The organism is Actinoallomurus purpureus (genome assembly GCF_024055795.1).
Classification (GTDB): Bacteria; Actinomycetota; Actinomycetes; order Streptosporangiales; family Streptosporangiaceae; genus Actinoallomurus; species Actinoallomurus purpureus.
In genome coordinates this window covers 315,931-342,238 of the sequence record NZ_JAMXMY010000004.1, presented here as the reverse complement: position 1 = coordinate 342,238, position 26,308 = coordinate 315,931, and the positions used below count along the sequence as shown (strand labels likewise).

The following is a 26,308-nucleotide window of genomic DNA, read 5'->3' as shown; positions in this document are numbered from 1 at the left end:
TCCCTCCGATTGCTGCTGGGGCGAAGATTACGGAGGCACTCTCCGGTCCGCAACCCCATCCGAAGGTCAGTGTGTGGCCGCCATCGCCGGCGCGATGGCCGGGCATGGGTCCGCGGCGAGGCGGCCGGGTTCGCGGCCAGCACCGCTAGCTGCCGGGCCGCAGGTTCGGCTTTGCCGCCGTTGTTGACGTACGAATGCGGGCAAACCGGGCACTGCACCGTCCATACCGACGGCAAAGAGGCAATCCCGCTGGCAAGGTCGGCCGACTTGTCGACGGACGGCCGACGCCATGCTCGACCGGTGGCTCGGTGTCGGACGCGAACCGAAGCTCGATGTCCTACCGAGCTACGACGGCGACCTCGATGCACTCGCCGCCGTTCGCGCCGGAGCGGCTGGACTTACGCCACTCGTTTGCGGGCATAGGCGGGTCCTCTCAGGGTGCGGTCTGCGGGCGGCTTGTGTCGGTGGCTCGCCGTCAGGAACGGGCGGCGACGAGGGCGACCTCGACGCACGTGCCGCCATTGGCGCCGGAGCGGCTGGACTTGCGCCATTCGACGATCTGCTGCTTCACAACTCCTCCTGAATCTGCTGGATGAGATCCAAAGACGCGGATACCGGCAACGCGAGGACGCGCAGGGCCTCGTACGTTTCGGACATGGTCTTAACCAATTCCGGTTTCTCGTGGAGGTGATTGGTTGCCGGATCTTCACTGTAGGCCATGTCGGGGGACCCGTCGAAGCTCAAGATTATGAAGCTTGAGGTCAGCCCCGCGTGGGCGCCGGTGGCGAGGGGGATTACCTGGACGTTGATTCCCGGCTGCCGCGCGAGTTCGACCAGTCTGTCAAGCTGGGCACGTTGCGTTTCCTTGCTGCCGATTTCACGGCGAAGTGTCGACTCGTCGATGACCGCCCACAGAACGGGTGGTTTTTCCCGGAAGAGGATGTCCTGGCGCTCGATTCGGGCGGTGACCAGGTCTTCGATGATCTCGGGGCGGGCGGCTGGTCGTCCGGCCGTGAGCAGGGCGCGGGCGTACTCCGGGGTTTGGAAGATGCCCGGGATCACGACGACGTCCCACATGTGGATGCCTGAGGCCTGGTGTTCGGCTTCGGCGTAGCGGGCGAACGACTGGACCGGGTGGGTCTCGTGTTTGAGGAGGCCGTGGAGGACGAGGAGTGCTCCGCCGGTGCTGAGGGCCTGGTCGCAGCGTTCGACGAAGTCGCGGCGCGGGACCTTCTGTGCGGTCTCGACGTTGCTGATCATTCCCTCCGAGTAGTTGATCAGCTTGGCGAGGTGGCCCTGGGTCATGTTGCCGGCGGCGAGCCGGTAGCGGCGCAGCTCGGAACCGAGCGCGATCAGCGTTGGGCTGCGCATTTATGTCCCTTTCTGTACTGCTTTCCGGGGGGTTCACGACGCCTCACTTCAGTGCGCGGCGAATTCACGAAGTGAAAGGCATTCCGTGCTGGGTATCGATGCCTGCACCCAGCGTAGTTATTCATGGCCAGGATGGTGGCGAATCGGCGGAATCAGAATGGCCAGGAAGGGCGGTGCCGGCCATGCGTCGAGTAGAAGAACGTCGTATCGCGTGGGAGCGCGGGGAGATTCGAGGGGTGTTGCTCGGGGAGATACGGCTCCCGATACGGCCGGAGTCGGCGACTCCCGCTCGCCGGTTCCTCACGGCGGTGTCCGTCGCGTGGGGGATTGCCGACGCCGCCGACACGGCCGAGTTGCTCGGCTGCGAACTCGTCACGAATGCGGTCCGCTACGCGGCGGCGATGCCGGGGTCGACGCTGCGGCTGCTGCTGATCCGGGACGGCGAGCGGCTGCGCGTCGAGGTGCACGACCCGTCCGCCGAGCCGCCGGCCGCCAAGGATCCCGCGCTCGACGCCACGAGCGGCCGGGGCCTCGTCATCGTCGGCGCGCTGTCCGCCGACGCCGGCTGGCACCCCACCGCGCACGGAAAGGCGGTCTGGTTCGAGCTCCTGCCGCAGTGGCCCTGACCGCCCCGGCCGTTGACTTTGGAGTTATCGCCCTTTCCGAGGCGGCTCGAACGGCGATAACCCCGAAGTCAACGGAGCCGGGGTGGCGGGTTCCGTTGCTGGAGCTGACGGACGCCGCCGTGGGTGGGCGGACGAAGTCGCCTGTTCCGGCGGCGGGACGTCCGTGATCGGGCCGACTTCGACGCGGCGCTGAACGCCGGCCACTTCCTCGCGGTCAGCTTCCTCAAGCCCCCGCTCGGCGGTTACACGATCTCGTCGAGGTTGTCGGCGTAGTACTCGATCGCCCGGCGGTATGACTGGACACGCGGGTCGCCGCTGGTGGCGGCCAGGGCCTTGAGGACCTCCCGCAACGCGTCGCGGGGCTCGTCGAGGTTGTACAGGGTCATGGCGAGGAAGGCGCTCAGCGCCGCGTCGCCCGGATACTCCTCCAGGCCACGGCGGAACGTCGCCGACGATCGGTCGTAGTGACCCAGCACCCGGTACGTGCTGCCCAGACCGAGGAACGCTCCGTGCCGGTCGTCGCGCGACAGCCCCGTGCCGCTCAGCGCCCGCTCGTAGAAGGGGACCGCCTCCGCCTCCAGTCCGAGCACGTCGTGCGCCCACGCGGCCTGATAGGCGATCTCGGCGTCCTCGGGATACCGCTCCGTGAGGTCCAGCAGCCGCTCGCGGGCCTGGTCGGCCCGCCCTTCTTCCCGGAGTCGTACGGCCTGCGACAGCGCGGAATCGCGAGCACCATTCATGCCGACGCACGCTGCCAGCCGCCGTACTGCGGGGCAAACCCGTCGGCCCGCTGGAGTTCGTCGACGTCGTTCGCGGGTGGGGCATCCGCCGTCACCCATGTCGCGGCGGACCGCAGGCGCCACCTCAGCGCCGCGGTCCACCGGCCGTAGGGCGGTCAGCCGGATACGCCGACGGTTTGGGGAGAGTGGAAGACGCGGTCGGGGTCATACCGGTTCTTCACTTTGAGCAGTTTGGGATAGTTTGCACCGAAGTACGCCTGTTTCCAGTTGGAGAGCCCTGCGTCGATGTAGTTCTGGTATGCCTGCCCGCTCGCGTACGGCTTCATCGCCGTATGGAAGGAGCGCAGCCAGGATTGCTGAGCTCGGATCGCGTCAGCCGGCGCGGCCGTTGTCCAAGTCGTGGTGAATTGTCCATTGAAGAGACCGTCCCGGTGGACGAACGCGGTGGCGTCGGGGGCCACTCGGTTCACGGCGCCGCCCAACGCGTCGAAGGCGATCCCGCCCTGTCCGCCGCCCGCGAGGCCGCCGCGCCGCCGGACCGCGGCGAGAATCGTGTCGATGGCCGCCCCCGTCATCGGGCGAGTGAAAATGTGCGACGCCGCGTATTCGGGTTCGCGGCTCTCCTGACCTACGGGCGTACGGCCCGGAAGTCCACCCGGGAGGTGGCATTGAGCCGTGCTACGCGTCGTGCAGCCGGCTTCGATCATCATCGCGTGTTCATATGCGGTCGTCTCGATCACCTGTGATGAGGGCTCTGCGCCGATCCGTGCCTTCAAACCCTCGATCAACCGCACGGCATCCTCTTGGGCGCCGAGGTAGGTGCCGCCGATCTGGAGGGTAGGGGCAGCCTGGGCCTGGCCGTCGAGAATGTGAAGGTTGGACCACAGCGCGTCGGGTGCGAACGGCGCCCAGTGCTGCCAGGCGTCGATCACCGATCGGGCCGTCGACCACGGCCAGTTCAGAAAGAACACGACGATCCGGGAGGCGGGGTGTGTGGCGAAGGTGAAGGAGGTCGCCACGCCGAAGGTGGCCCCACCGCCTCCGCGGCAGGCCCAGAACAGATCGGAGTTGTTCCGCGCGTCACAGCTGAGTTTCCGCCCATCCGCCGTCACCAGCTCGATCGCGCGGAGATTGTCGGAGAGGACCCCGTGTGCGCGCGAGACCACGCCGAGGCCGCCGCCGAGGGTCAGGCCGGAGATGCCGACAGTCGGACAGGACCCCGCCGGTATCGAGACGCCGGCGCTGGTGAGCCGGTCATAGACGTCGACCAGTCGCGACCCGGCGCCGATCGTCGCGGTGCCCGACGGACTGTCGACCCGAATCGACGACATCGGGCTCACGTCGATGACCAGGCCCGCGCCGAGTGACGCCCCGGTGTAGCTGTGCCCCCCGCAGCGTGGCGTGACGGACAGACCATAACGCCGGACGAAGTTGAGGCATTCTGCGACGTCATGCGGACTCTCGCAGTAGGCGATGCCCGCCGGTCTGATCATGTCGAAGCGGGGATTGAAGTTCTTGCGCGCCCTGGTGTAGTCGGTGTCATCCGGCCGGATCAGCCGACCCGCCAGCGATCTGCCGAGCGCCGACCAGTCGGCGGCCTTCGGCGTGTGAGACATGGCCAGCGGGCTGCTCGACGCGGGGCTTTGACCGATCGGCCTGCATGCTCCCCCGGCGGCTGTCGTCAGCGCTCCCGTAACGGCGAGTCCGGCGGCGCGCATGAACTCTCTCCGCCTCAAGACCACGATGCGATCACCGTCAGCATTCCGAATTCCGAATCTTCCTGGCAGGTCATGTCACTGGTAGATGCGACGGAGGCCGGCAAAGTTCGACTCCCTGGCGGCGGCCCGCCATGACCGTCGCGCCGGGGGGCTGAAACGGCTCTATCGGTGATCGCTTCCGTTCATTAGACTCACGCGCCTATACAGGGGTCCTGGGAGGCGATCATGAGTCAGTCCCCCGATGCGCCGGAACCGAGCGAAGAACCCACCGACTCTCCCGATCGGCCCGAACCCGACACACCGGCATGGGCGCGGTCCCCGCAGCCGCCCCCCGGGTCCCAGCAGCCGCCCCCCGGGCCGCAGCAGCCGCCTCCCGGGCCCGGCGGATGGCCGGCGCCGGCGCCCTGGTCGTATCCGCCGGGACCGCCCGGCCCCCCGCCAGGGCCGTGGAGCCCCGCGCCGGGACCGCCCGGCCTCCCGCCGTGGGCGGGAACGCCTCCCACAGCGCCTCCCGCGGAGCGTGACCGCCTCGCCGTCCATCTGGTCTGGGAGGGGTTCCTCGCCGTCATCGCCGTCGTGCTCCTGGTCGCGACCGTCGCGATGACGTCCAAGGGGAACCTCACGTTCGCGTTCGGGCAGGCCGGCTACCTCGGGCTGGCCGCGACCGGGCTCGCGCTCTCGCTGCGAACCGCGTCGCCCAACCTCGCCGTCGGCTCCATCGTCGCCTTCACCGACGTCCTGGCCGCCTCCCTCGCGACCAAGCACGGCTGGGGGACCCCGGTCGCGATGATCACGGCGGTCGTTCTCGCGACCGTCATCGGGTTCGTGCTCGGCCTGGTGGTGGTCATGCTGTCGGTGCCGGCCTGGGCGGCGACCTTCGGCGCCGCGGCCCTCCTCCAGGCGGTGACCCTCGGGCTCAGCGGCGGCACCATGATCCCCGTCATGTCCATCGGGAGTTACCCCACCGCCCTGTGGTTCGGGTTGTTCGCGGTGGTCTCGGCCGGTGGTGGCGCGCTGTGGCTGGTGCCCGGCGTCCGGTCGAGGCTCGGCGCCGGGCGCGGTCCCCGGGACCCGGGCCGGTGGGACGGCCTGCAGTCGGGGCTGGGCACTGTCGCCGGGCTCACCGGGTCGAGCTTTCTCGCCGGGCTGGCCGGTGTCGCCCTCCTCATGCGCCTTCGGGCGGCCGACAACGTGATCGGGCCGTACGTGATCACGGCCGCGTTCGCCGCCGTTCTGCTCGGTGGTGTCAGCGTGTTCGGGCGGCGCGCGGGCGTCTTCGGCACCCTCCTGGGCGTCACGATCGTGGCGATCATCGGGATGTTGCTCGCCTACAACGACGTTTCGTCCTGGGTGACGAATCTCGTCACCGGCCTGGTCGTCCTGGTGGGCCTCGGGGTGAGCCGTGGGCTGGAGAGCATCACGACGGTGCTGAACCGGCCCCGGCCCCCGGCGCCGCCCACCGGACCGTGAGGGACGCTCACGGTGAGCCGGCGACGATGAGGCCGCACTCGTAGGCGGCGATGACGGCCTGCACCCGGTCCCGCAGGCCGAGCTTGCTGAGTACGTTGCTGACGTGGGTCTTCACCGTGTGCTCGCTGACGACCATGGCGGTGGCGATCTCGGCGTTGGACAGGCCACGGCCGAGCAGTACCAGGGTCTCCTTCTCCCGGCTTGTGAGAGCGTCGAGGCCGGTCGTGGGGGAGGCGGCCGCGCGAGGCCGGCGCGCGGTCAGGTCGGAGATCAGCCGGCGGGTCACCGTCGGCGCCAGCAGGGACTCGCCGGCCGCGACGACCCGGACGGCGTGGACGAGGTCGTCGCGGCGTACGTCCTTGAGCAGGAAGCCGCTCGCACCGGCGTACAGCGCGTCGTACACGTAGTCGTCCTGGTCGAACGTCGTCAGCATGAGCACGCGGCTGGGGCTTCGGGCGCAGATCTCCCGTGCCGCCTCGATGCCGTCCATGCGCGGCATCCGGATGTCGAGCAGCACGACGTCGGGCCGGTGCTCGGTCACCGCGGCGACGGCCTCGGCGCCGTCGGCGGCCTCGGCCACCACCGTCAGGTCGGGTTGGGAGTCCAGGATCATGGCGAAGCCGCTGCGCACGAGTTCCTGGTCGTCGGCGATGACGATGCTGACGGTCACGGGGCCACCACCGGCAGGGTCGCGGTGACGGTGAAGCCGTCCGCGTCGCCGTGCGCGGACGCGGCGCCGCCGCAGGCAGCGGCGCGCTCGCGGATTCCGATCAGCCCGTTGCCGGAGCCGCCGAGCGTCCCGGCGCCGGTCCCGTCGTCCCGAACAGTGATCACGAGCGAGTCTCCCCAGTCGAGGCTGACCGTCACCTTCGTGGCGGCCGCGTGCTTGAGCGTGTTGGTGAGGGCCTCCTGCACGATCCTGAAGGCGGCCACCTCGGCGTCGGCCGTCAGCCGGCCCGGATCGCCGGAGACCGAGTACGACCCGGCCAGCCCGGTCTCCCCGACCTGGGCCACCAGGGCGGGGATGGCCGCCACGGTCGGCTGCGGGGCCCGTACGCCGGTGTCCTGCTCCTCCTTGAGGATGCCGAGCGTACGGCGGAGCTGCGTCATCGCGTCCCGGCCGGCCGAGGCGATCGCGTCGAACGCCTTCTCCGCGCGGTCCGGCATCGTGCGGACGGCGACCGGCCCTGCCTCGGCCTGGACGATCATCAGGCTGACCGCGTGGGCCAGTACGTCGTGCATGTCGCGGGCGATGCGGGCCCGTTCGGTGGCCACCGCCCGGGCGGCCTCGGCCTCTCTGGCGCGTTCGAGCTGGCCGGCACGGTAGGCGAGGTTCTGCAGGCGCTGCTCCCGCCGCTGCGCGATCGTGCCGAGGACCAGGGCACCCGAGCCGGTGAGCAGCCCGATCATCGCCGTGGTCGGGCTCTTCATGGTGGCCAGGCTGGTCACGGTGATCAGCACGATGGCGAAGATCCGATGCCACTGCCGTCCCACCCAGGCGAGCGAGTAGAGGGCCACCAGCATCCCCCAGGCGATCGGCTCCGACGGCGCGTCGTTCACCATGTTGTATCCGACCAGCGACCCGTAGATGATCAGCAGGCAGAGGATGGGGAACCGCCGCCGGAGGACGAGGGGCAACGCCGTGGTCGCCGTGAACACCCAGGCCCACGGCGAGAACGGGCCTGGGTCTCCACGCCGGTGGATCAAGAACGGGGCGTACAGCACGGCGAGCACCAGCAGGGCGACCCCCGCGTCCGCGAGGTACGGCCGCACGCCGGGGGGCACGCGGTCTTTGAGCGCACTCACGTGGGCATCCTTCCAGCCTCCGGCCTGCGTACGAGGTGCCCGGCCGTCACGCGATCGCGTGGGTGGCGCGGTGCGGACGACGGACCGCCGGCGACGTGAGGGCGAGGACATAGAGGACACCGGCCGCGGGAATGTAGTCCAGGCTCGCCGCTGCGGCGACCGTCCCGGCCAGGATCAGGACGGGCGTCCACCAGGGGACGACCCGCGGGTTCACGACGGCCGCCACGACCGTGAGCCCGAGCAGGCCGACGTAGAACAGGATCGGCACGATGGTGTAGACGACCGGCATCACGCCGGGGACCTGCTGGATCTGGTCGAACATGTGCTCCTTGTCGGCGGCGTCGCGGGCGAGCAGGCCGACGACGATGTCGATGCCGATCTGCGCGATCGAGGCGGCCAGCCCGATCAGGCCGATGCCGGCGAACGCGGTCGCCGTACGGCCCGGGGCGGCTCGGCGCAGCCCGACGATGACCAGGGCGAACAGGACGAGACCGGCGAGCATCAGCAGGTGCCCGAACGTCCAGCCGAAGCGGCTCGTGCGGTCGATCAGGCGGGCCACGCCGTACGCGCCGATCAGGGCGGGTGCGGCGACGAAGGAGATCCTGGTGGTGTTCACGGTGGCTCCCGAGGACGGTGGGCTTATGAGGCAATCCTCGGGATTCCCGGCCGTCAGGGGATCGCCAGTGCGAGCCATCTTCCGGCCTCCCCCGTACGACCGATCCGCCTCCCTCGCGTGCCCGAGGGCTATCCGTCAAGCCAGTGGTTGTCGTGGCGCAGGAAGAACTCGGCGCGCGGGCCGCTGAGCAGCTCTTACGGCATTCGTCGGGAATGGCGGGCGGAAAAGTGTATCCAAAATCCACTACGGCGTTGCCGTGGGGGAACCCGTGTGTTTCCACGGTTTCTGCTCAGGCGAGAAAATTATCGTCTCAGTGGACGGCGGCTGACGCAGTGGCGTGCCGTCGGTGCCCAATACATGGGTGTGCCTCCCAAATGGGTGATTCATTCGGGGGCCATCACCGAAGCTCATGACCATGCGCCCGTCCGTACGGCGGCCATCGCCGCCGCCGGTCCCGGCGGCGCGCACCGCCCTAACTGGGGCCGACCTGACAGGTCTTCTACTCGTTAGCGTCACGCGTCATCGTCCCCAGCGCCGACAGCCCTGAGCGCAAGGAAGAAGGGCTTTCCCCGGGACATCCCGGAGAAAGCCCTTAGTTGCGGGGCTCGGGCGGCCACTGGGTCACGGACCCGTCGGCGTTCGCGACGATCAGAGGGTTGTTGTCGGAGCCGCTCTGGCCCGAGTCGCCGCTCTGGCTGGAGTTGTCGGACTGCTCGGGAACGGTGGTGTCCTTCTCGTCAGGCATGAGTTTCTCCTGTCTCATTTGTCCGTGGAATGTCCACGGGTGGAGGGTCTGCCACCCACCACAGTGAGGAACTGTCGCTAGCTTCGTTTCAACCGCAAGTGCTGCGGTCGTTCGACTTGCTGCGAGCCCAGCCGCTGTACTCGCTGCCGCTGCACGGCAGCCGCATGCCGCTTTCTCTCAGCGCATCGATCAGATTCCCGACATTGACCTCGGTCAGCTTGCCGTCCCGGCAGGCAAGGCTCAGGAGCCATAGTGTCCCGTGCACTTTCAGACCGAACTTTCGGCCGACTCGCACCGCGTCTTGGTCATCGGAGACAGCGATGGCGCCGAGCAGTTCGGTCGCCGCGAAGACGCTCGCCTCGCCAAGGTTCCTTTCCCCCGACCCCAGACGCTTCACCCATTCGTAGAAGCCGGTGAGCTCCGGGATGGTGTCCAGTCTTTCGATCTTGAGCCAGTCGAGGTCCAGAGCCACGCGGAGCGCCGGATGCGACTCGGCACCCGTGCGTAGCTCTTCCCTGACCACATCGGTGGTGTGCGGTCTCTGTCATGGTTCGACGTCGGATTCATCGCGGCCGGGGAGATCGGAGATCTCCAGCTCACCTCGCATCATCTCGACCGCACGAGTCGAGGTGATCATCGACTGTCGCCATGCCTCGAGAACCGCCTGTGCGAAAACCGGGGGCACCCGTACCGATTCGAGATCCGGTTGAGGTGCCCAGCCGACGGCTTCGAGGAACTCCGCCCGCGTGGGGGTGTTCCGGCTCAGCGAGCGCTCCGCGACGCCGGCGGTCACGGCCTGGCTGACCGCGAGCGTCCATGAGGTGCGGTATGAGGCCGCCAGTTTGATCAATTCTTTCCGTGAGCAGACGCCGCTCACGGCCTGTGCCCTCACCACCGAGAGGGGAAGAAGCAGCTCGGCGGCGAAGCTGTTGATGATTTTTTCACGGTCGACGCGGGAAGTGTGAACGCCCAGGTCGTTCGAGTACTCGTCGCCGACGACGAAGTGTCCCAACTCGTGCGCCGCAGTCGTGCGCCGACGCCCTGGATCGCCGATCCGGCTGACCACGGCCGCTCCGACCTCCCCGTCGATCAGGGATGCCCCGTCACCGGGTATCTCCACCACCGCGACGAGCTGCCCCATGGATTCACAGACGGTCATCAGCGAGTCGATCGGGTCGAGATTCCAGCCGGTCTCAGCGCGCACCCACAACGCCACTCGTCGCGCTGATCCATGGTCCTCGACAGAGGCCGGGCACCCCCGACGCTCGGGTACCTGTAGGACGCCCAAGGTAATCAGTTGCCGGATGTCGGCCAGCCACTCCTGAAGCGACGCGTCCATTCGGTAAGACTGGGCTTCCGCCTCGCTGGCGTTGTCGTCGGAGAGCTCCGCTCGATGCGAAAGCACCTCGGGTGGCCGGGTCAGGAAGTGTCCGAGCGGAACACCGAGCGTCCGGGCGAACTTGGCGAGCTCCAGTGCGTCCATGCCGCGTTTGCCCGACTCGATCTTGGCGATCATCGTACGACCGAGCCCGATCTTTCGGGCCAAGTCCTCTTGGGACAGGCCAGCGGCCACGCGGGACTCGCGGACGCGCTGCCCGACATCGAGCCACGACCACCTGTCATCCATAGTGCGATAATCGCACACTGCCTGGTCGCTCACCAGAAAGATGGAGTAAAAGGCGGCCTGGCGGCCGCCGATTCTTAAAGATCGCCGACCCGCGGTCGCCATCATCGAAGGCGTGGGACATCGCGCCGGTCCGGTCGCGAACGGGGTCCGTCATCCGGCCTTCCGGCCCCGGGGGGCGGTGGTGCTGGCGCGGAGGACGACTTCGCCGGCGATGCGTTCGACGCGGCTGCGGCGGGCGGATTCGCGGACGGCGAGGTGCATGACGCGCTCGCCCATCTCCTCGAGGGGCAGGGCGACCGTGGTCAGCGGCGGGACGAGATCGCGGACGATCGGGATGTCGTCGAAGCCGGCCAGGGACACCTGGCCCGGCACGTCGATGCCGTGATCGCGGAAGGCGGAGAGCGCGCCGATCGCCATGATGTCGGTGAGGGCGAACACGCACGTCGCCCGTGATCCGCGGCGGAGCAGCTCGGTGACGGCGGCGTACCCGCCGTCGCGGGTGAACGACTCCTCGACGACCTGCTCGTCGGGCAGCGCCACCCCGGCCTCGGCCAGGGCGTCGCGGAAGCCGCCCAGCCGGTCGACCACGGTCGTGAGCGTACGCGGCCCGGTGAGCACCGCGAACTCACGATGGCCGAGGTCGAGCAGGGCGCGGGCGAGCGCGGCAGCGCCCTCGCGGTTCTCCGGCTGCACGGTGTCGACGCGCAGGCTGCGGTGGCGGCTGAGGACGGCGACCCGGCCGCCGGTCCGCAGGTACGGGTCGAGTTCGGCGTCCATCGCGCGCTCCCACGCGCGGTCCTCGAATCCGGAGCCGATCAGCAGGATCGCGCGGGCGCGCTGGGCGCGGAGCATCGCGACGTAGTCGACCTCGCGCGCCGGGTCGCGGAACGTGCTGGCCAGCATGACGAGCATCCCGTGCTCGGCGGCGGCGCGGGTGACGCCGCGGGCGATGGTCGCGAAGTACGGGTCGCTGACGTCGTGGCAGATGAGGCCGATGGAGTGACTCGAGGCGCGGGCGAGCGCCTGGGCGTGCGCGTTGGGCGCGTAGGCGAGCTCCGAGGCGGCGGCCAGCACGCGTTCGCGCAGGTCGGAGCGGACCTGGGTGGTGCCGTTGAGCACGCGGGAGGCGGTGGCGAGGGAGACCTCCGCCCGCCGGGCGACGTCCTGCAGCGTGACGTGCGCGCCCGCCGTGCCTCCCGGGCCGCCTCCGGTTCCCGCGCCTCCGGTTCCCGCGCCTGCGGCGCCTCCGCCGGCCCCGCCGCCGCTTCCGGCCCCGCTTCCGGTTCCCGCGCCTCCGCCGGCGCCGTCGCGGCTTGCGTCGGCGTCAGACGCGCTGCCCGGTGCCGACGCCGTTCCCGGTGTGCGTCTGCTCGGCCGCTCCGGTCGTTCTTCCCCCACTGTGCGCCCTCCTGGCTCCAGCATGTCGCGAGTGTGCGACTCACATCGGGATCGGCACCCCTCTTGACCGCACCGTACGCCGTCCCTACGGTAGCAGAAAGCGCTTTCAGAAATCGCTTTCTGAGCCTAAGCGCGGGTCCGAGCACGGAGGAGCTCATGGTGAGTCAGAGCACCGCGTCCAGTGTTCCGGTGGCCGGAGTCGCCGAGCGTGACAGACCCGGGCCCGGCGAGCGGTTCCGCGACGCGATCGGCCGGTCCTGGCGGCCCGTCGCCCTGCTCGTCGCGCTCCTCGTCGCCTGGTGGGTGATCACCGCCGCCAAGCTGGTCGAGACCTACCTCGTTCCGTCGCCGGCCAAGACGCTGCAGGTGATGAGCGACAAGTGGGGCTACATCTGGCACCACACCTGGGTCACGACGTACGAGACGCTGCTCGGCTTCGTCATCGCGACGATCGTCGGCGTCCTCGCCGCCGTGATCATGGTCTACTCCACGGCGATCGAGAAGACGCTCTATCCCGTGCTGCTGTTCGCGCAGGTCATCCCCAAGGTCGCGATCGCGCCGCTGCTCGTGGTCTGGCTCGGCTTCGGACTCGCCCCGAAGGTCGTCGTCGCCGTGCTCATCGCGTTCTTCCCCGTGGTCATCTCGATGGTCACCGGCCTGAAGGCGGTCGACCCGGAGATGATCCAGCTGTCGGCGACGATGGGCGCGGGACCGCTGCAGACGTTCTCCAAGATCCGCTTCCCGGCCTCGCTGCCGCACCTGTTCTCCGGGCTGAAGGTCGCCGTGACGCTCGCCGTCACGGGCGCCGTCGTCGGCGAGTTCGTCGGGGCCAACGAGGGCCTCGGGTACGTGATCCAGCAGGCCAACGGCAACCTCGACACCCCCATGCTCTTCGCCGGTCTGATCGTCATGTCCCTGATCGGCGTCGTCCTGTTCGTGCTCGTGGAGTTCGCCGAGAAGCTGCTCCTGCCGTGGCACGCCAGCCGTCGCGGCGCCGCCGTGACCACCACCTACTGACACACGGCGTACGCCCCCGCCGACCCTGCTGACGGAGCACTGACCTACCGACGGAGACGATTCATGAAACTGCGCAGCCTCGCCCTCGTCCTGGTCCCCATCGTGGCGGTCACCGCCGCGTGCGGGGGAGGGGGCGGCAAGTCCAAGAGCGCCTCGGGCAAGGACCTCGACAAGGTCACGCTGACCCTCAACTGGTACCCCTACGGCGAGCACGCGCCGTTCTACTACGGCAAGAAGCAGGGCATCTTCGAGAAGCACGGCATCGACCTGCAGATCAAGGCGGGGCAGGGCTCGCAGAAGACGGTGCAGGCGACCGGCGCGGGCCAGACCGACTTCGGCTGGGCGGACACGCCGGCGCTGCTGGCCGGGGTGAGCCAGGGGCTGCCGGTCAAGAGCATCGGCGTCTACATGCAGACGACGCCGGCCTCCGTGCAGTTCTTCTCGGCCAAGACGATCAAGACGCCGGCGGACCTGAAGGGCAAGACCATCGCCGCGACGGCGGGCGACGCGCCCTCGCGGACGTTCCCGGCGTTCCTGAAGAAGAACGGTCTGAGCGAGTCGGACGTCCACCTGCAGAACACCGACCCGGCGGGCAAGATGGCCGCGGTCATCTCCGGCAAGACGGACGGCCTGATCGGCTACGCCAACGACCAGGGCCCGACCATGGCCGCCAAGTCCGGCAAGCAGGTGTCGTACCTGAAGTTCGCCGACTTCGGCCTCAACTACTACTCCAACGGTCTGCTCGTCGGCGACCGGAAGCTCAAGAGCGACGCGGACCTGGTCAAGCGGATGTCCGCGGCCACCAGCGAGGCGTGGGCGGCGGCGGAGAAGGACCCGGCGAACGCCGTCGCGGCGATGCAGGGCGCGTCCCAGCAGCTCCCGTCGCCGACGGTGCTGACACAGCAGTTCCAGACGACGCTGAGCCTGCTGCACACCGACGCCACCAAGGGCAAGGCCCCCGGCGTCAACACCGAGGCCGACTGGCAGACGACCATCGGCGTCTTCACCGCGGCCGGCCTGATCAGCAAGGCGCAGCCGGCGTCGGCGTACTGGGACTCCTCCGACGCCCCGCAGGGCTGAACGACCGCCGAAGGGGTGACGACGATGGCCGGGCCCGGAAGCACACGGGAACGAGGACCAGTGACCGAGCGAAGCGAGGGAACCGACAAGCACAGCACCGTTGGTCCCGTGACCGAACAGGAAGCGAGCCGCGGCGGCACCGTCCAGATCGAGGACGTGGCCGTACGGTTCCGCATGAAGAAGAAGGACGTCACGGCGCTGCGCGACGTGTCCCTCGACGTGGCGGAGGGCGAGTTCGTGGCGATCGTCGGCCCGTCGGGCTGCGGGAAGTCGACGCTGCTCAAGCTGGTGGCGGGACTGCTCAAGCCGTCGTCCGGCGCGGTGCGGGTCCGGGACGAGGCGGTGAAGGGTCCCCGGCATGACATCGGGTACGTCTTCCAGCGGGCCGCGCTGCTGGAGTGGCGCAGCGCTCGGCGCAACATCCTGCTGCAGGCCGAGATGCGCCGCATGCCCGCCGACCGGGCCCGTGAGCGCACTGCGGAGCTGATCGCGATGACCGGGCTCACCGGGTTCGAGGACGCCTACCCGCACGAGCTGTCGGGCGGCATGCAGCAGCGGGTCGCGCTGTGCCGGGCGCTGCTGCACGAGCCGCCGGTCCTGCTGATGGACGAGCCGTTCGGCGCGCTGGACGCGCTCACCCGTGAACAGCTGAACATCGAGCTCAATCGCATCTGGCGGGAGACCCGCACGACCGTCCTGCTGGTCACGCACTCGATCGCGGAGGCCGCCTATCTCGCCAACCGGATCGTCGTCATGACCGACCGGCCCGGCACCATCGCCGAGATCATCGATGTGGACCTGCCGGACGAGCGCGACTACGCCGCGACCATGGCGCAGCCGGAGTTCGCCCGCGCCACCGGCCGCATCCGCGACCTCCTCGGCGCGGCGTCGGCCGCCGACTGACCGAGGCGAGCGCGGCAAGGAACACGCTCCGCCCCGGAACCCGCAGAGAGGAACACACAGGGATGGCACGCAGGCCCATCGGGATCGTCCTGAACGGCGTGACCGGCCGGATGGGGTACCGCCAGCACCTCGTCCGCTCGATTCTGGCGATCCGTGACCAGGGCGGCCTGACCACCGCCGACGGCACCGTGCTGTGGCCGGAGCCCGTCCTGGTCGGCCGCAGCGAGGTCAAGCTGCGCGCCATCGCCGAACGGCACGGCCTCACGGAATGGACCACCGACCTCGGCGAGGCCCTCGCCCGGCCCGACGTCGAGATCTACTTCGACACCCAGATCACCAGCGCCCGTGCGCCGGCCGTCCGTACGGCCATCGAGGCGGGCAAGCACATCTACACCGAGAAACCGCTCGCCGAGGACGTGGAGGAGGCGCTCGAGCTCGCGCGGCTCGCCGACGAGGCCGGCGTCAAGCACGGCGTCGTGCAGGACAAGCTGTTCCTGCCGGGCCTGCTGAAGCTCAAGCGGCTCGTCGACGGCGGCTTCTTCGGGCGCATCCTGTCGGTGCGCGGCGAGTTCGGGTACTGGGTGTTCGAGGGCGACTGGCAGGAGGCGCAGCGCCCGAGCTGGAACTACCGGGTGGAGGACGGCGGCGGCATCATCGCCGACATGTTCTGCCACTGGCGGTACGTCCTGGACGACGTCATCGCGCCCGTCCGCTCGGTGCAGGCCCTCGGCGCGATCCACATCCCCGAGCGGGTCGACGAGGCCGGCAAGCCGTACGCCACGACGGCGGACGACGCGGCGTACGGGATCTTCGAGCTCGAAGGCGGCGTCATCGCGCAGATCAACTCCTCCTGGACGACGCGGGTGTTCCGCGACGAGCTGGTGGAGTTCCAGGTGGACGGCACCGAGGGCAGCGCCGTCGCGGGGCTGCGCCGCTGCCGGGTTCAGCACCGGTCGATGACGCCGAAGCCCGTGTGGAACCCCGACCTGCCCGCCACCGAGGACTTCCGCGCCCAGTGGCAGGAGGTGCCGGACAACGCCGAGTTCGACAACGGGTTCAAGGCGCAGTGGGAGCTGTTCCTGCGGCACGTCGCCGAAGACGGCGCGTTCCCGTGGGACTTCTACGCGGGCGCGCGCGGCGTCCAGCTCGCCGAACTGGGGCTGCGCTCCTGGAAGGAAGGCCGCCGCATCGAGGTCCCGGAGCTCACCACGTGAAGATCGACCTGCCCCGGGCCGACGGCTCCGTCGTCCCGTACACGCTCGGCGAGCCGCGCGCCTACCCGCCTCCGGCCGCCCCGGCGACGTCGCGCGTCGCGTACGCCGCCGCGCACGTCGTCGTCGACCCGCTGGCCGAGCCGGAGACGGTCGACTGGGAGACGACGCTGGCGTTCCGCCGCCATCTGTGGTCGTACGGCCTGGGCGTGGCGGAGGCCATGGACACCGCGCAGCGCGGCATGGGCCTCGACTGGCCGACGACGCGCGAGCTCATCGAGCGCAGCGGCGCGGAGGCGCGGGCCTGCGGCGGACGCATCGTCTGCGGCGCGGGCACCGACCAGCTGCCGCCCGGCCCGGCGCCCCTGGAGGGGATCGCCGCGGCGTACGAGGAGCAGCTCGGCGTGATCGAGGCGGCGGGCGGGACACCTGTCATCATGGCGAGCCGCCAGCTCGCGGCCTCGGCCACGGGGCCGGACGACTACGCCGAGGTGTACGGGCGGCTGCTCGGCCAGGTGACGCGGCCGGCCGTCCTGCACTGGCTCGGCCCGATGTTCGACCCGGCGCTGGAGGGCTACTGGGGCTCGTCCGACCTGGACGCGGCGGCCGAGAGCGTCCTGGCGATCATCGGTGAGCACGCCGCCGAGGTCGACGGGATCAAGGTGTCGCTGCTGGACGCCGGCCGTGAGGTGGCGCTGCGCCGCCGGCTGCCGGCGGGCGTCCGGCTCTACACCGGCGACGACTTCAACTACCCGGAGCTGATCCGCGGCGACGACCAGGGGCACAGTGACGCGCTGCTGGGCATCTTCGACCCGATCGCCCCCGCCGCGGCGGCCGCCCTCGGCGCGCTCGACGCCGGAGACCCGGAGGCGTACGAGCGGATCTTCGCGCCGACCGTGCCGCTGGCCCGGCACATCTTCGCGACCCCGACGTACTACTACAAGACGGGCGTGGTGTTCCTCGCCTGGCTGGCCGGGCACCAGGCCCACTTCCGGATGGTCGGCGGCCTGGAGAGCGCCCGCTCCGTCCCGCACCTGGTCCGGCTCTTCGAGCTCGCCGACCAGGCCGGCCTGCTGCCCGACCCGGAGTTCGCGGCCACCCGCATGCGCACGTGGCTGGCCGTGCAGGGGGTGCCCGCGTGAGTCTCGAACGCTTCAGCCTGAACCAGTGGACGACGCGGTACTGGCCGCTGCCGGACCTGGTGGAGGGCTGCGTCGCGGCCGGGGTGACCGGCGTCGGGCTCTGGCGCGAACCGGTCGCCGAGTACGGCCTGGCCCGTACGGTCAAGCTGGTCCGCGAGGCTGGGCTGACCGTGACGTCGCTGTGCCGGGGCGGCTTCTTCCAGCTCGCCGACGCGATCGCCGAGAACCGCAAGGCCATCGAGGAGGCCGCCGAGCTCGGGGCCCCTTCCCTGGCGCTGGTGAGCGGGGGGCTGCCCGAGGGCTCCCGTGACCTCGACGGCGCGCGGCAGCGGGTGGCCGAGGCACTGGCCGAACTCGCCCCGTACGCCGGGAGGTACGGCGTGCGGCTGGCGATCGAGCCGCTGCACCCCATGTACTGCTCCGACCGGTGCGTGGTGTCGACCCTCGACCAGGCGCTCGACCTCGCCGCCCCGCATCCTCCCGCCCAGGTCGGCGTCATGGTCGACACCTATCACCTGTGGTGGGACCCGGGGGCGTACGCCGCCATCGCGCGGGCCGGGGCCGAGGACCGGATCGCGCTGTTCCAGGTGGCCGACTGGATCACTCCACTGCCCGAGGGGGTCCTCACCGGGCGCGGGATGCTCGGGGACGGCTGCGTCGAGCTGCGCCGGTTCCGTACGGCCGTGGACGAGTCCGGGTACACGGGGCCGATCGAAGTGGAGATCTTCAACGACGACCTGTGGGCGATGCCGGGGGGCGAGGCGCTGGCCCTGTGCCTCGACCGCTTCGCCGAGCACGTGACCTGACCTGGTCACGCCCATGACCGCATCCTTCGCCGAGCAGACCCCAGACCCCCCGGAGGGCATCGGATCTTTGGTCTTGACGCTGTTTCCAACCTCATCTACGTTCGGGAAAGCGTTTACAGAAAGCGCTTTCCGCCTTACGACCCATGGTGGCAGGATGACGAAGCTCAGATGGTGCCTTCTGGCCGTCGTCGCTGTTCTCGCGGCCCTCTTCACAGTGCCGCAGACAGCCGCGCTAGCCGAAGACCAACCCGTCAAAGACCCGATCCCCGAACGTCCGATAACCTCCGACCTCGGCCTGGTGCTCCAGGAGTTCGCCCAGTTCCCCAAGTCCGAGCCGACCCCCGCGCCCGTCGACCCCCGCCTGGTGCGCTGGGCGCGGATCAACTTCATCGGTGAGGTGCCGGACGGCTCCGGCCGCATGTACGTGCCGGACCTGAACGGCAACTTGTACATCGTCAAGAACGGCCAGCCGCACGTCTACCTCGACGTCAAGGCGGCCTTCGACCCGTACTTCTTCTCCGGTCGCGGCCTCGGCCAGGGCTTCGGCATCGTCGCCTTCGACCCGGATTTCAAGAAGAACGGCAAGTTCTACACGGTCCACAGCGAACTGGCCTCCAGCACCACCAAGGTCCCGGACCTGACGCCGCAGGCGAACACCATCTACCACGGCGTCATCGACGAGTGGACGGCGGACGACCCGTCGGCGGACACCTTCCACGGAACCCACCGGGAGGTGCTGCGGCTCGGCTTCGCCGGGCAGATCCACGGCATCCAGGAGATCGGCTTCAACCCGAACGCCCGGCCCGGATCCAAGGAGTACGGCAAGCTGTACATCGCCGCGGGTGACGGCGGACAGGGCCAGGCCGCGGGCAACACCGACCCGCAGAACCTCGCGGTCCCGCAGGGCAAGATCCTGCGCATCGACCCGCACGGCACCAACAGCGCCAACGGCAAGTACGGCATCCCGGCCGACAACCCGTTCGTCGGCAAGTCCGGCGACATCGGCGAGACCTACGCGTACGGCTTCCGCGACCCGCACCGCTTCAGCTGGGACACCGGCGGCAGCCACCAGCTGTTCCTCGGCCACATCGGCGAGCACACCATCGAGGGTGTCTGGGACATCCGTGCCGGCGACAACGCCGGCTGGCCGAACCGCGAGGGCCCGTTCACCTTCGTGAAGAACGACCGCTGCGACCTGTACACGCTGCCCGAGGACGACGCGAAGTACGGCTACGACTACCCGGTGGCCGCCTACGACCACGACCCGCCGGCCGGCTGGAACTGCAGCAGCGACATCGGCAAGGCGATCTCAGGCGGCTACGTCTACCGTGGCCACAAGCTGCCCGAGCTGTACGGCAAGTACGTCTTCGGTGACCTCGTCGACGGCAGCGTCTACTACACCGAGCAGAGCCAGATGCGCCGCGGCGGGCCGCGCGCGCCGATCCACCAGCTGCAGACGTTCGACACGAACGGCAACCGGCTGACGATGCAGCAGTTCGGCGGCGACAAGCGGGTCGACCTCCGCTTCGGCCGCGACAGCAAGGGCGAGCTGTACCTGATCTCCAAGGCGAACGGCAAGATCTGGAAGGTCGTCGGCACGCGTCACTTCGCCTCCGGTCCGGTCGGCCACACCCACGTGGGCGGCACGGCGGGCGCGAAGAACTGGGCTCCGGTCACCCCGTCGAAGTGGAAGTTCGAGGGGAACCAGACGATCCTGGCCGAGGCCGGCGTGGAGCGTCCCGGTCCGCGTCGTCCGTTCGAGTACGCGGTGCTCACCAAGGGCCCGAAGTTCGGCACCGAGCGGATCGACGCGGACGTGCGGATCGACACTCCGACGGACATCTCCAACCGCGATGTGATCGTCGTGTTCGGCTATCAGTCCGACACGCAGTTCTATTACGCGCACCTGTCGCAGAGCAATGACATCTACCCGCACAACGGGATCTTCGTGGTGAACAACGCCGACCGGCTGCGGATCGAGGACCAGTGGGACCCCGTACGGTCGCGCGGCGCCACTCCGTCGATCACCGACATGAACTGGCACCACGTGACGATCATCCGGCACGTGGACACCGGTGAGATCGCGGTGTACCTCGACCACTCGAAGGACCCGCGGATGACGGCGGTCGACAAGACCTTCGCCTCCGGGCGGGTCGGTTTCGGATCGTTCGACAACACCGGCCGGGTCCGCAACTTCAAGGTCACTGGCACCGCGGTGACCGACTGATCGGGGGCTCGGGCCGCCGCCTGCCGGTCCGGCGGCGGACGCGGCCCGGGCCCCAGTGCCTCCCGGCGGCCACCTGCCCCTTGGCGGTGGCCGCCGGGACCCCCAGACGCACGTGGAGGTAATTGTGAGAAATCCCAGTGATGAGGCGGGCCCGGCCGTCGCCGGGCGTCGGCCCGTCCGCTCCCGGCGCCTCGCCGCGGCCGTCACGGCCGTCGTCCTCTGCGCGCCGCTGAGCGCGGCCGCGAGCGCCGCCCAGGCGGACACCGGCATGACCGCGGCCCCGGCCCGCGGCCATCACCACGGCGACGCGAAGGTGCTGCCGAGCCTGCGGCCGAACCTGGTCGCCTACTACGACTTCGAGCATCCCGTCCGGGGCAACCCCGCGCAGGAGCGCGACCGGGGGCTGTCCGGCACGCCCATCGACCTGATCAACGGCGGGGCCGCGATGCGGGTCCGGGACAGCGCCTACCCCGGCGCTGGGCACGCGATCCAGACCCAGCAGGTCAACCCGGCCGTCAAGGGCAACGACGACTGGAAGGCCGGCGTCTACTCGGCGACGGGCGTGCCGACCCTGCACGCCTTCAACGCCACCAAAGAAGCCTCGATCATGGGCTGGTTCAAGACGACCGGCCCGAACCCCAACCTCAACTCCGAGACGGCCGACCCCAATGACCGTTTCAACGCGGTGGGGCTGGCGGGCCTGCTCAGCGGCGACTCGCAGGGCCATGACGTACGGGCGCTGCTCGAGGTGATCGACGTGTCGGGGACCCTGCGCGTCGTCGCCCTCGGCCGCCGCATCGACGGCGGCAAGTCCCAGACGTTCGCCGCGAACGAGGACTGGCAGAGCATCCTGCCGATCGGCAAGTGGGTGTTCCTGGCCGCGTCGTTCGACTACGACCACGGCACGATGAAGCTGTACAAGAACGGCAAGCCGCTGGACGGCTTCTACACGGTCACCGGCGATCCCTGGGTGATCGGAACGCCGGGCACGCACACCACCACGGCGACCGATCCACGCGGCATCAAGATCGGTGGAAGCTTCCCCCAGGACACCCAGGAGAGGAACCCCTGTAACTGCCGGATGGACGGCCTGATGTTCCTGAACCGGGCCGTCACCGACAAGGAGGTCTGGCAGCAGTACCGCCGGGCCCTGTCGGGCCGCCACTGACCATCCTCCCCCGCCAGAACCGCGCGGTGAGCCGTGCCTCCCCGGCTCACCGCGCGGTGGCGTTCTCAGGGACGGCCGCCTCGGACGAAGTGCGCGTCCCAGTAACCGGCCATCGGGTCGACGGATACGACCCGCCCGGTACGCGGGGCGTGGATGAACATGCCGTTGCCGACGTACAGGCCGTCGTGGCCGTAGCTGTCGAAGAAGACGATGTCACCGGGCTCCAGATCGCCGCGTGCGACAAAGTGGGTGGCCGAAGCCTGGTCGGGGACGACGCGGGGCAGGCTCACCCCGCCGGCCCGCCAGGACATCATGACCAGCCCGGAGCAGTCGTAGCCGTCGGGGCCGGTGCCGCCGAAGACGTATGGCTTGCCCTTCTGGGCATAGGCATAGTTCAGGGCGGCGCGCGCGGAGCCGGAGGCCGGGCCGGTGTACGACCCGCCGACCTTGCCGCCGGACGAGGACGTGGACTCGCCGGCCTTCTTCACCAGCGCCTTCTGCTTGGCGATGGCCTTCTCGATGACCGACTTCTGGCCCTTGAGCTTCGTGACCTTCTGCTGGACGTCCGCCACCGTGCCCTGGACCTCGGCGAGGTCACGCCGGAGCCGCTGCGTCGACGCGAGGAACGCCGTCAGCTCCTGCCCGCGGTTGTTGGCCAGGTGGGTGAAGGTGGACATCTGGTCGAGGGCGGCGTCCGGGTTCTTGGAGGCCAGGACGGCGGTGGCCGGGTCGGACGTGCCGCTCTTGTACTGGTCGGCGGCGAGCTGCACCACGCGCGTGTGGAGTTGTGCGTACCGGGCCTTCTCGGACTTCGCCTCCGCGTTGACCGCCTTGAGGCGCTTCTTGGCCGCGTCGAGCTCGGTCTTGGCCTTGTTGTACTGGTCGACGAGCTTGTCGACTTTCGTGCTGAGCTTTTCCAGCTCCTTCTTCGCGGCGGCGGCCGAGGGTTTGGACGGGACCGCCTCGGCGGTGCCTGCCGTCGTCAGCGAGACGGCGATCGCGAGTGACGCCGCGGCGCACATCCGGAGCGATCGCCGGAACCGCAGGCGGCCGGTGGCGCGTGTGGAGGTCATCGGGTTGGAGGGCGCCACAGAAGTCGTACTCCTCTCCTTGCCGCCTTCCGGGTCAGTGGTCGGGGCTCGGGCCGGAGCCGCCCGGCCGGAACCTCATCGGCTCCGGACGCGCCTCGACGAACTGCGGGGTCCCGGATCCCAGAGGGATTCGGCGGACGGCTGTGCTTCCTGTGAAGCCGGGGGCAGCCGGATTCCGTAGTTTAGAGGTGATCAGGCACCGTCTGCCAATCAATGTTTCGTTTACCTTTTCCAGCATCGAAGGCGTACATTGCGCGCCTACCGCGCTCGGCCCCGTATATCAGCCGAATCTCCTCAGGGTCGCTCGGCTCTGGAGCGGCAGGTCTCGTCTCGGCCCGCCGCGGCCGGACGGTGCCCGCTCCTTACGAACGTGATGCGGATCAGCACGGGCGCGAGGGTGACGACGGCGAACAGCCGCAGGCTCTGCACGCTCGATATCAGCCCGACGTCGGTGTGGGTCGCGACCGACGCCGCCAGAACCGCGTTGATCCCGCCGGGTGTCGTCGCGAGATAGGCGTCGGCGAACGACAGCCGCGTCAGCCCGGCGAGCAGCCACGCGAGCAGAGCCGAGACGGCGCTGACCAGGACCGTGCCGGCCACGATCCAGGGCAACACCCGGCGCGCGTACCGGAGGGAGTCCCGGCTGAACCGCAGCCCGATCTCCAGCCCGATGCAGGTGAACACGAGGGTCTGGAGCAGCCCGGTCGGCCGGAACCCGTGGGCCGCGCCGGAGAACGTCGCCACGACGGTCACCAGCATCGGGCCGAGCACGAACGGCGCCGGCAGCGACAGGCGCCGCCCCACCTGGCCGCCCAGGACCGCCACGGCGCACAGCACCAGGAGGCCGGCCGTCTGGTCGGCCCCGTCGACGAGGCGCAGCATCAGGGGGCTGACCGGCGAGTGCGGTTCACCGGCCCTCGGGCCGCCGGGCGAACCGGGGCCGAGCAGCGGGACGACCAGCGGGGCGGTCACCGCGACCATGGCCATCCGGGAGTACTGGGCGAGGGCGACGAGCCGGGTGTCCGCCCCGAGTTCGTCCGAGGCCACCAGCATGGCGGCCGCACCGCCCGGGACGGTCGCCAGCGTCGCCGTCCGGCGGTCGAGACCGGTGCGCTCGAGAAACCGGGCGATGCCGACGCTGAGCAGGATCGTCGCGGCGGTCACGACGGTGAGCGGGAGCAGCGACGGCGCGGCCGCGCGCAGCGCCGCCGGGTGGATGTAGCCGCCCATCATCACCCCGGCGAGGGCCTGCGACACGCGGTACAAACGGCGGGGGAGGACGCTGGTGACCAGACCCGACAGTGCGAGCGCCGCGCCCAGGAGCAGCCCGGCGAGCATGTACGGCGCCGGTGCCCCGGCAACGTGCGCTGCCGCCCCGGCGAGGAAGGCGCCGGTGAGGATGGCGCACCAGCTCCAGGCCGGGACCCGGACGGCCGGTCGACCGTCCATCCCGGGAGCGCGGACCCTCCCCATCAACGACACACGTTCACTGTGTCCGCCGATGCGGTCGTTGATGGCTATGCGGGCGAATGCAATGCCCAATGAATGCCGCTGGAGCCGTCGTGTTAGGCCAACGGAGGGTCGCTTACACGGCGCTCCACCCAAAGCCGGGAATGAAGCCGGGCGCGATGACCGATATTCGGGTGGTAAGGGCCTGATTTCGGAATTCGCCTGTTCTGGTGGTGCCTCAGGGGCGCGTGAACGTCATGTGCGTGACCCCGCTCGGCGTGGTCACCGACTCGATCTCGAACCGCTCCTCGAGTCCCTCGAGGCCGTCCCACAGCCGCTCGCCGCGGCCGAGGACGATGGGGGCGATCGTGATGTGCAGGTGGTCGATCAGGTCGGCGGCCAGGAACTGCCGGACCGTGGTCGGCCCGCCGCCGATGCGCACGTCCAGCCCGCCCGCGGCCTCCCTCGCCTGACGCAGGGCCTCTTCCGGCGTGGCGTCGATGAAGTGGAAGGTCGTGCCGCCCTCCATCTCGATGGACGGGCGAGGGTGGTGGGTCAGGACGAACACCGGCGTGTGGAACGGCGGGTTCGGTCCCCACCAGCCCGTCCACTCGTGGTCCTCCCACGGCCCGCGCTGCGGCCCGAACTTGTTCCGTCCCATGATCTCCGCGCCGATCCCCGGCCCCCAGGTGCGGGCGAAGGCCTCGTCGGCCCCCGCGCCTCCGCCGGGCTCGCCGTGCATCTGGCGGAAGGTCCGCGTCTGGAAGAACCATTCGAGGAGCCGTCCGCCGGCGTGGCCGAACGGCGCGTCGTGGCTCTGCCCGTCACCGGTGCTGAAGCCGTCGAGGGAGACGGCGAAGTTGTGGACTCTCACCTGGGACATGACGTGTCCTCCTGCTTGCCGCGTAGTGATTAGTGATGGTGGTGGCCCGCCTGGTCGGGGTCACCCTGGTCGTGCTCGGCGTCGGGGGAGCCGCCCATCATCTTCAGCATCGGGATCCCGCCCGTCCGGACGAACCGGATCAACAGGACGGCGGTGAGGACGAGGAACGCGATGTTGAGCCAGGTGGTGTAGTTCCAGGACACGCCCGCGTCCATCACCACCGCGTGCCGCTTGGTCGGCATGAGGCCCAGCGTGCCGAAGAGCAGCTCGACGACATAGCCGGCGAGGACCATCGCCGCGTAGAAGGTCCCGGTGACGAACAGCGCCATCCGGGTGCCGTAGTACTTCCGGTAGATCACGATGATCGGCAGGATGATCAGATCGGCGAAGATGAAGGCGACCACGCCGCCGAAGCTGATGCCGCCGTTCCACAGGACCGCCGCCAGCGGGACGTTGCCGATCGAACAGACGAAGCTGATCACCGCCACGAGCGGCCCGACCAGCGGCCCCCACAGCTTGGCCGCGAGCGGATGGTCGACGAGGAAGAAGTGCTGCCAGAACGAGTCGGGCACCCAGGCCGCGATGGCCCCGGCGATCAGCAGGCCGATGACGAGGTCGCGCAGGATCGCCGCCCACTCCATGACGAACACGTGCGCGACCGAGGTGAAGCCCTCCCCGGACAGGAGCCGCCGCCAGAACGACCCCTCCCGCTGGACGGACATGTCCATCGCCGCGTGACCCTCCATCGAGCCCGCGATGCCGAGCTCGGCACGCTCGCGCGCCTCGCGCAGCAGCCGCTCGCGCAGGAACAGCCGGAACAGCACCGCCAGAATCACGATCATGATCGGCCCGCCGACGAACTCGGCCAGGGTGAACCGCCAGCCCATGAGCAGCGCCAGGATGATGCCGAGTTCGATCACCAGGTTGGTCGAGGCGACCTCGAACGCCATCGCCGCGATGAAGCTCGCGCCCTTGCGGAACAGCGAACGCGCCAGCGCGACCGCCGCGTACGAGCAGGACGACGACGCGACGCCGAGGCCGGCGGCGATCGCGAGCGTACGGGGCCGTCCGTCGCCGAGCAGCCGCATGACCGTCGATCGTCGCACCACCGCCTGGACCACGGCGGACAGGAGGAACCCCAGGATCAGCGCCCACAGGATCTCCCAGGTCATCGACCCGGCGATCGCCAGCGCGTGACCGATCGCGCCCATGTC

Annotated in this window: 27 protein-coding genes and 1 riboswitch; of the genes, 11 read left to right on the top strand and 16 right to left on the bottom strand. The window is 69.7% G+C overall.

The genetic code is table 11. From position 1 onward, the window contains the following. Positions 1–337 precede the first annotated feature (337 nt). Genes NE236_RS45035 through NE236_RS11200 form a run of 3 tightly spaced genes read right to left on the bottom strand, consistent with a single transcriptional unit; the run spans position 338 to position 1,371 of the window. Entirely contained in the window at positions 338–421 is an 84-nt protein-coding gene (locus tag NE236_RS45035) for a DUF397 domain-containing protein (protein WP_372494312.1), read from the bottom strand. Positions 422–475: 54 nt separating this feature from the next. Beyond that, entirely contained in the window at positions 476–571 is a 96-nt protein-coding gene (locus NE236_RS11205; protein WP_252841825.1) for a DUF397 domain-containing protein, read from the bottom strand. Then, on the bottom strand, positions 568–1,371 hold the full coding sequence (locus NE236_RS11200; protein ID WP_252841824.1) for a helix-turn-helix domain-containing protein: 804 nt from the start codon (positions 1,369–1,371) through the stop codon (positions 568–570). The genes NE236_RS11205 and NE236_RS11200 overlap by 4 nt, the downstream gene beginning before the upstream one ends. Positions 1,372–1,553: 182 nt before the next feature. On the opposite strand from NE236_RS11200, the gene NE236_RS11195 reads away from it, so the two are divergent. Beyond that, positions 1,554–1,997, top strand: coding sequence for an ATP-binding protein (locus NE236_RS11195; RefSeq protein WP_252841823.1), 444 nt, complete (start codon positions 1,554–1,556; stop codon positions 1,995–1,997). 123 nt (positions 1,998–2,120) lie between these two features. Then, on the top strand, positions 2,121–2,270 hold the full coding sequence (locus NE236_RS11190) for a hypothetical protein (RefSeq protein ID WP_252841822.1): 150 nt from the start codon (positions 2,121–2,123) through the stop codon (positions 2,268–2,270). Here the strand turns inward: NE236_RS11190 and NE236_RS11185 are convergent. Together NE236_RS11185 and NE236_RS11180 are read right to left on the bottom strand one after the other, a co-directional pair. Continuing rightward, positions 2,240–2,737: a tetratricopeptide repeat protein gene (locus tag NE236_RS11185; protein ID WP_252841821.1), complete on the bottom strand. Its 498-nt coding sequence runs from the start codon at positions 2,735–2,737 to the stop codon at positions 2,240–2,242. The two genes, NE236_RS11190 and NE236_RS11185, sit on opposite strands and share 31 nt — an antisense overlap. A 155-nt stretch (positions 2,738–2,892) precedes the next feature. After that, the gene (locus NE236_RS11180) at positions 2,893–4,230 is read right to left on the bottom strand and encodes an FAD-binding oxidoreductase (protein WP_252841861.1); all 1,338 of its coding nucleotides are present in this window, start codon (positions 4,228–4,230) and stop codon (positions 2,893–2,895) included. A 450-nt stretch (positions 4,231–4,680) separates the two neighbouring features. Between NE236_RS11180 and NE236_RS11175 the strand changes: the two genes are divergently transcribed. Next, the gene (locus NE236_RS11175) at positions 4,681–5,925 is read left to right on the top strand and encodes an ABC transporter permease (RefSeq protein ID WP_252841820.1); all 1,245 of its coding nucleotides are present in this window, start codon (positions 4,681–4,683) and stop codon (positions 5,923–5,925) included. A 7-nt stretch (positions 5,926–5,932) separates the two neighbouring features. Here NE236_RS11175 and NE236_RS11170 read toward each other — a convergent pair whose 3' ends face one another. The 7 genes from NE236_RS11170 to NE236_RS11140 form a co-directional block, all read right to left on the bottom strand. Beyond that, on the bottom strand, positions 5,933–6,595 hold the full coding sequence (locus NE236_RS11170) for a response regulator (protein WP_252841819.1): 663 nt from the start codon (positions 6,593–6,595) through the stop codon (positions 5,933–5,935). Beyond that, positions 6,592–7,731, bottom strand: coding sequence for a sensor histidine kinase (locus NE236_RS11165; protein WP_252841818.1), 1,140 nt, complete (start codon positions 7,729–7,731; stop codon positions 6,592–6,594). The genes NE236_RS11170 and NE236_RS11165 overlap by 4 nt, the downstream gene beginning before the upstream one ends. A 46-nt stretch (positions 7,732–7,777) precedes the next feature. Continuing rightward, positions 7,778–8,347: a hypothetical protein gene (locus NE236_RS11160; protein WP_252841817.1), complete on the bottom strand. Its 570-nt coding sequence runs from the start codon at positions 8,345–8,347 to the stop codon at positions 7,778–7,780. A 592-nt stretch (positions 8,348–8,939) separates the two neighbouring features. Beyond that, positions 8,940–9,092, bottom strand: a complete 153-nt coding sequence (locus NE236_RS11155) for a hypothetical protein (RefSeq protein ID WP_252841816.1) — start codon at positions 9,090–9,092, stop codon at positions 8,940–8,942. 88 nt (positions 9,093–9,180) lie between these two features. Further along, complete coding sequence (locus tag NE236_RS11150; protein ID WP_504915076.1) at positions 9,181–9,615, bottom strand: PIN domain-containing protein; 435 nt, start codon at positions 9,613–9,615, stop codon at positions 9,181–9,183. A gap of 21 nt (positions 9,616–9,636) precedes the next feature. Beyond that, on the bottom strand, positions 9,637–10,824 hold the full coding sequence (locus NE236_RS11145) for a helix-turn-helix domain-containing protein (protein ID WP_252841814.1): 1,188 nt from the start codon (positions 10,822–10,824) through the stop codon (positions 9,637–9,639). A gap of 45 nt (positions 10,825–10,869) precedes the next feature. Next, complete coding sequence (locus tag NE236_RS11140; RefSeq protein WP_308209076.1) at positions 10,870–12,117, bottom strand: LacI family DNA-binding transcriptional regulator; 1,248 nt, start codon at positions 12,115–12,117, stop codon at positions 10,870–10,872. A 156-nt stretch (positions 12,118–12,273) separates the two neighbouring features. Between NE236_RS11140 and NE236_RS11135 the strand changes: the two genes are divergently transcribed. The 8 genes from NE236_RS11135 to NE236_RS11100 all read left to right on the top strand — a co-directional run bounded on the left by NE236_RS11135 (position 12,274) and on the right by NE236_RS11100 (position 21,671). Next, a complete protein-coding gene (locus NE236_RS11135) occupies positions 12,274–13,134 on the top strand; it encodes an ABC transporter permease (protein WP_372494309.1) in 861 nt (286 codons plus the stop codon). 63 nt (positions 13,135–13,197) lie between these two features. Beyond that, a complete protein-coding gene (locus NE236_RS11130; protein ID WP_252841812.1) occupies positions 13,198–14,214 on the top strand; it encodes an ABC transporter substrate-binding protein in 1,017 nt (338 codons plus the stop codon). Positions 14,215–14,322: 108 nt separating this feature from the next. Next, positions 14,323–15,117, top strand: coding sequence for an ABC transporter ATP-binding protein (locus tag NE236_RS11125; protein ID WP_252841811.1), 795 nt, complete (start codon positions 14,323–14,325; stop codon positions 15,115–15,117). 62 nt (positions 15,118–15,179) lie between these two features. Beyond that, positions 15,180–16,331 carry a Gfo/Idh/MocA family protein gene (locus tag NE236_RS11120; RefSeq protein ID WP_252841810.1) on the top strand — a complete coding sequence of 384 codons (1,152 nt, stop codon included), beginning with the start codon at positions 15,180–15,182 and terminating at the stop codon, positions 16,329–16,331. After that, on the top strand, positions 16,328–17,470 hold the full coding sequence (locus NE236_RS11115; protein WP_252841809.1) for a dihydrodipicolinate synthase family protein: 1,143 nt from the start codon (positions 16,328–16,330) through the stop codon (positions 17,468–17,470). The genes NE236_RS11120 and NE236_RS11115 overlap by 4 nt, the downstream gene beginning before the upstream one ends. Beyond that, positions 17,467–18,276: a sugar phosphate isomerase/epimerase family protein gene (locus NE236_RS11110; protein ID WP_252841808.1), complete on the top strand. Its 810-nt coding sequence runs from the start codon at positions 17,467–17,469 to the stop codon at positions 18,274–18,276. The genes NE236_RS11115 and NE236_RS11110 overlap by 4 nt, the downstream gene beginning before the upstream one ends. A 154-nt stretch (positions 18,277–18,430) precedes the next feature. Next, positions 18,431–20,503, top strand: coding sequence for a PQQ-dependent sugar dehydrogenase (locus NE236_RS11105; protein ID WP_252841807.1), 2,073 nt, complete (start codon positions 18,431–18,433; stop codon positions 20,501–20,503). A gap of 124 nt (positions 20,504–20,627) precedes the next feature. After that, a complete protein-coding gene (locus tag NE236_RS11100; RefSeq protein WP_252841806.1) occupies positions 20,628–21,671 on the top strand; it encodes a LamG-like jellyroll fold domain-containing protein in 1,044 nt (347 codons plus the stop codon). A gap of 65 nt (positions 21,672–21,736) precedes the next feature. Here the strand turns inward: NE236_RS11100 and NE236_RS11095 are convergent, their stop codons facing one another. The 4 genes from NE236_RS11095 to NE236_RS11080 form a co-directional block, all read right to left on the bottom strand. Then, complete coding sequence (locus NE236_RS11095) at positions 21,737–22,744, bottom strand: C40 family peptidase (protein ID WP_252841805.1); 1,008 nt, start codon at positions 22,742–22,744, stop codon at positions 21,737–21,739. A 26-nt stretch (positions 22,745–22,770) separates the two neighbouring features. Next, a riboswitch (cyclic di-AMP (ydaO/yuaA leader) is annotated at positions 22,771–22,908 on the bottom strand. Between the two features lie 148 nt (positions 22,909–23,056). After that, positions 23,057–24,211 (bottom strand): AbrB family transcriptional regulator, encoded by a 1,155-nt coding sequence (locus NE236_RS11090; protein WP_252841804.1) that lies wholly within the window; start codon positions 24,209–24,211, stop codon positions 23,057–23,059. Positions 24,212–24,449: 238 nt separating this feature from the next. Continuing rightward, positions 24,450–25,094, bottom strand: a complete 645-nt coding sequence (locus NE236_RS11085; protein ID WP_252841803.1) for a dihydrofolate reductase family protein — start codon at positions 25,092–25,094, stop codon at positions 24,450–24,452. 29 nt (positions 25,095–25,123) lie between these two features. Then, the gene (locus NE236_RS11080) at positions 25,124–26,305 is read right to left on the bottom strand and encodes a permease (RefSeq protein WP_252841802.1); all 1,182 of its coding nucleotides are present in this window, start codon (positions 26,303–26,305) and stop codon (positions 25,124–25,126) included. Between the last annotated feature and the right edge of the window lie 3 nt (positions 26,306–26,308).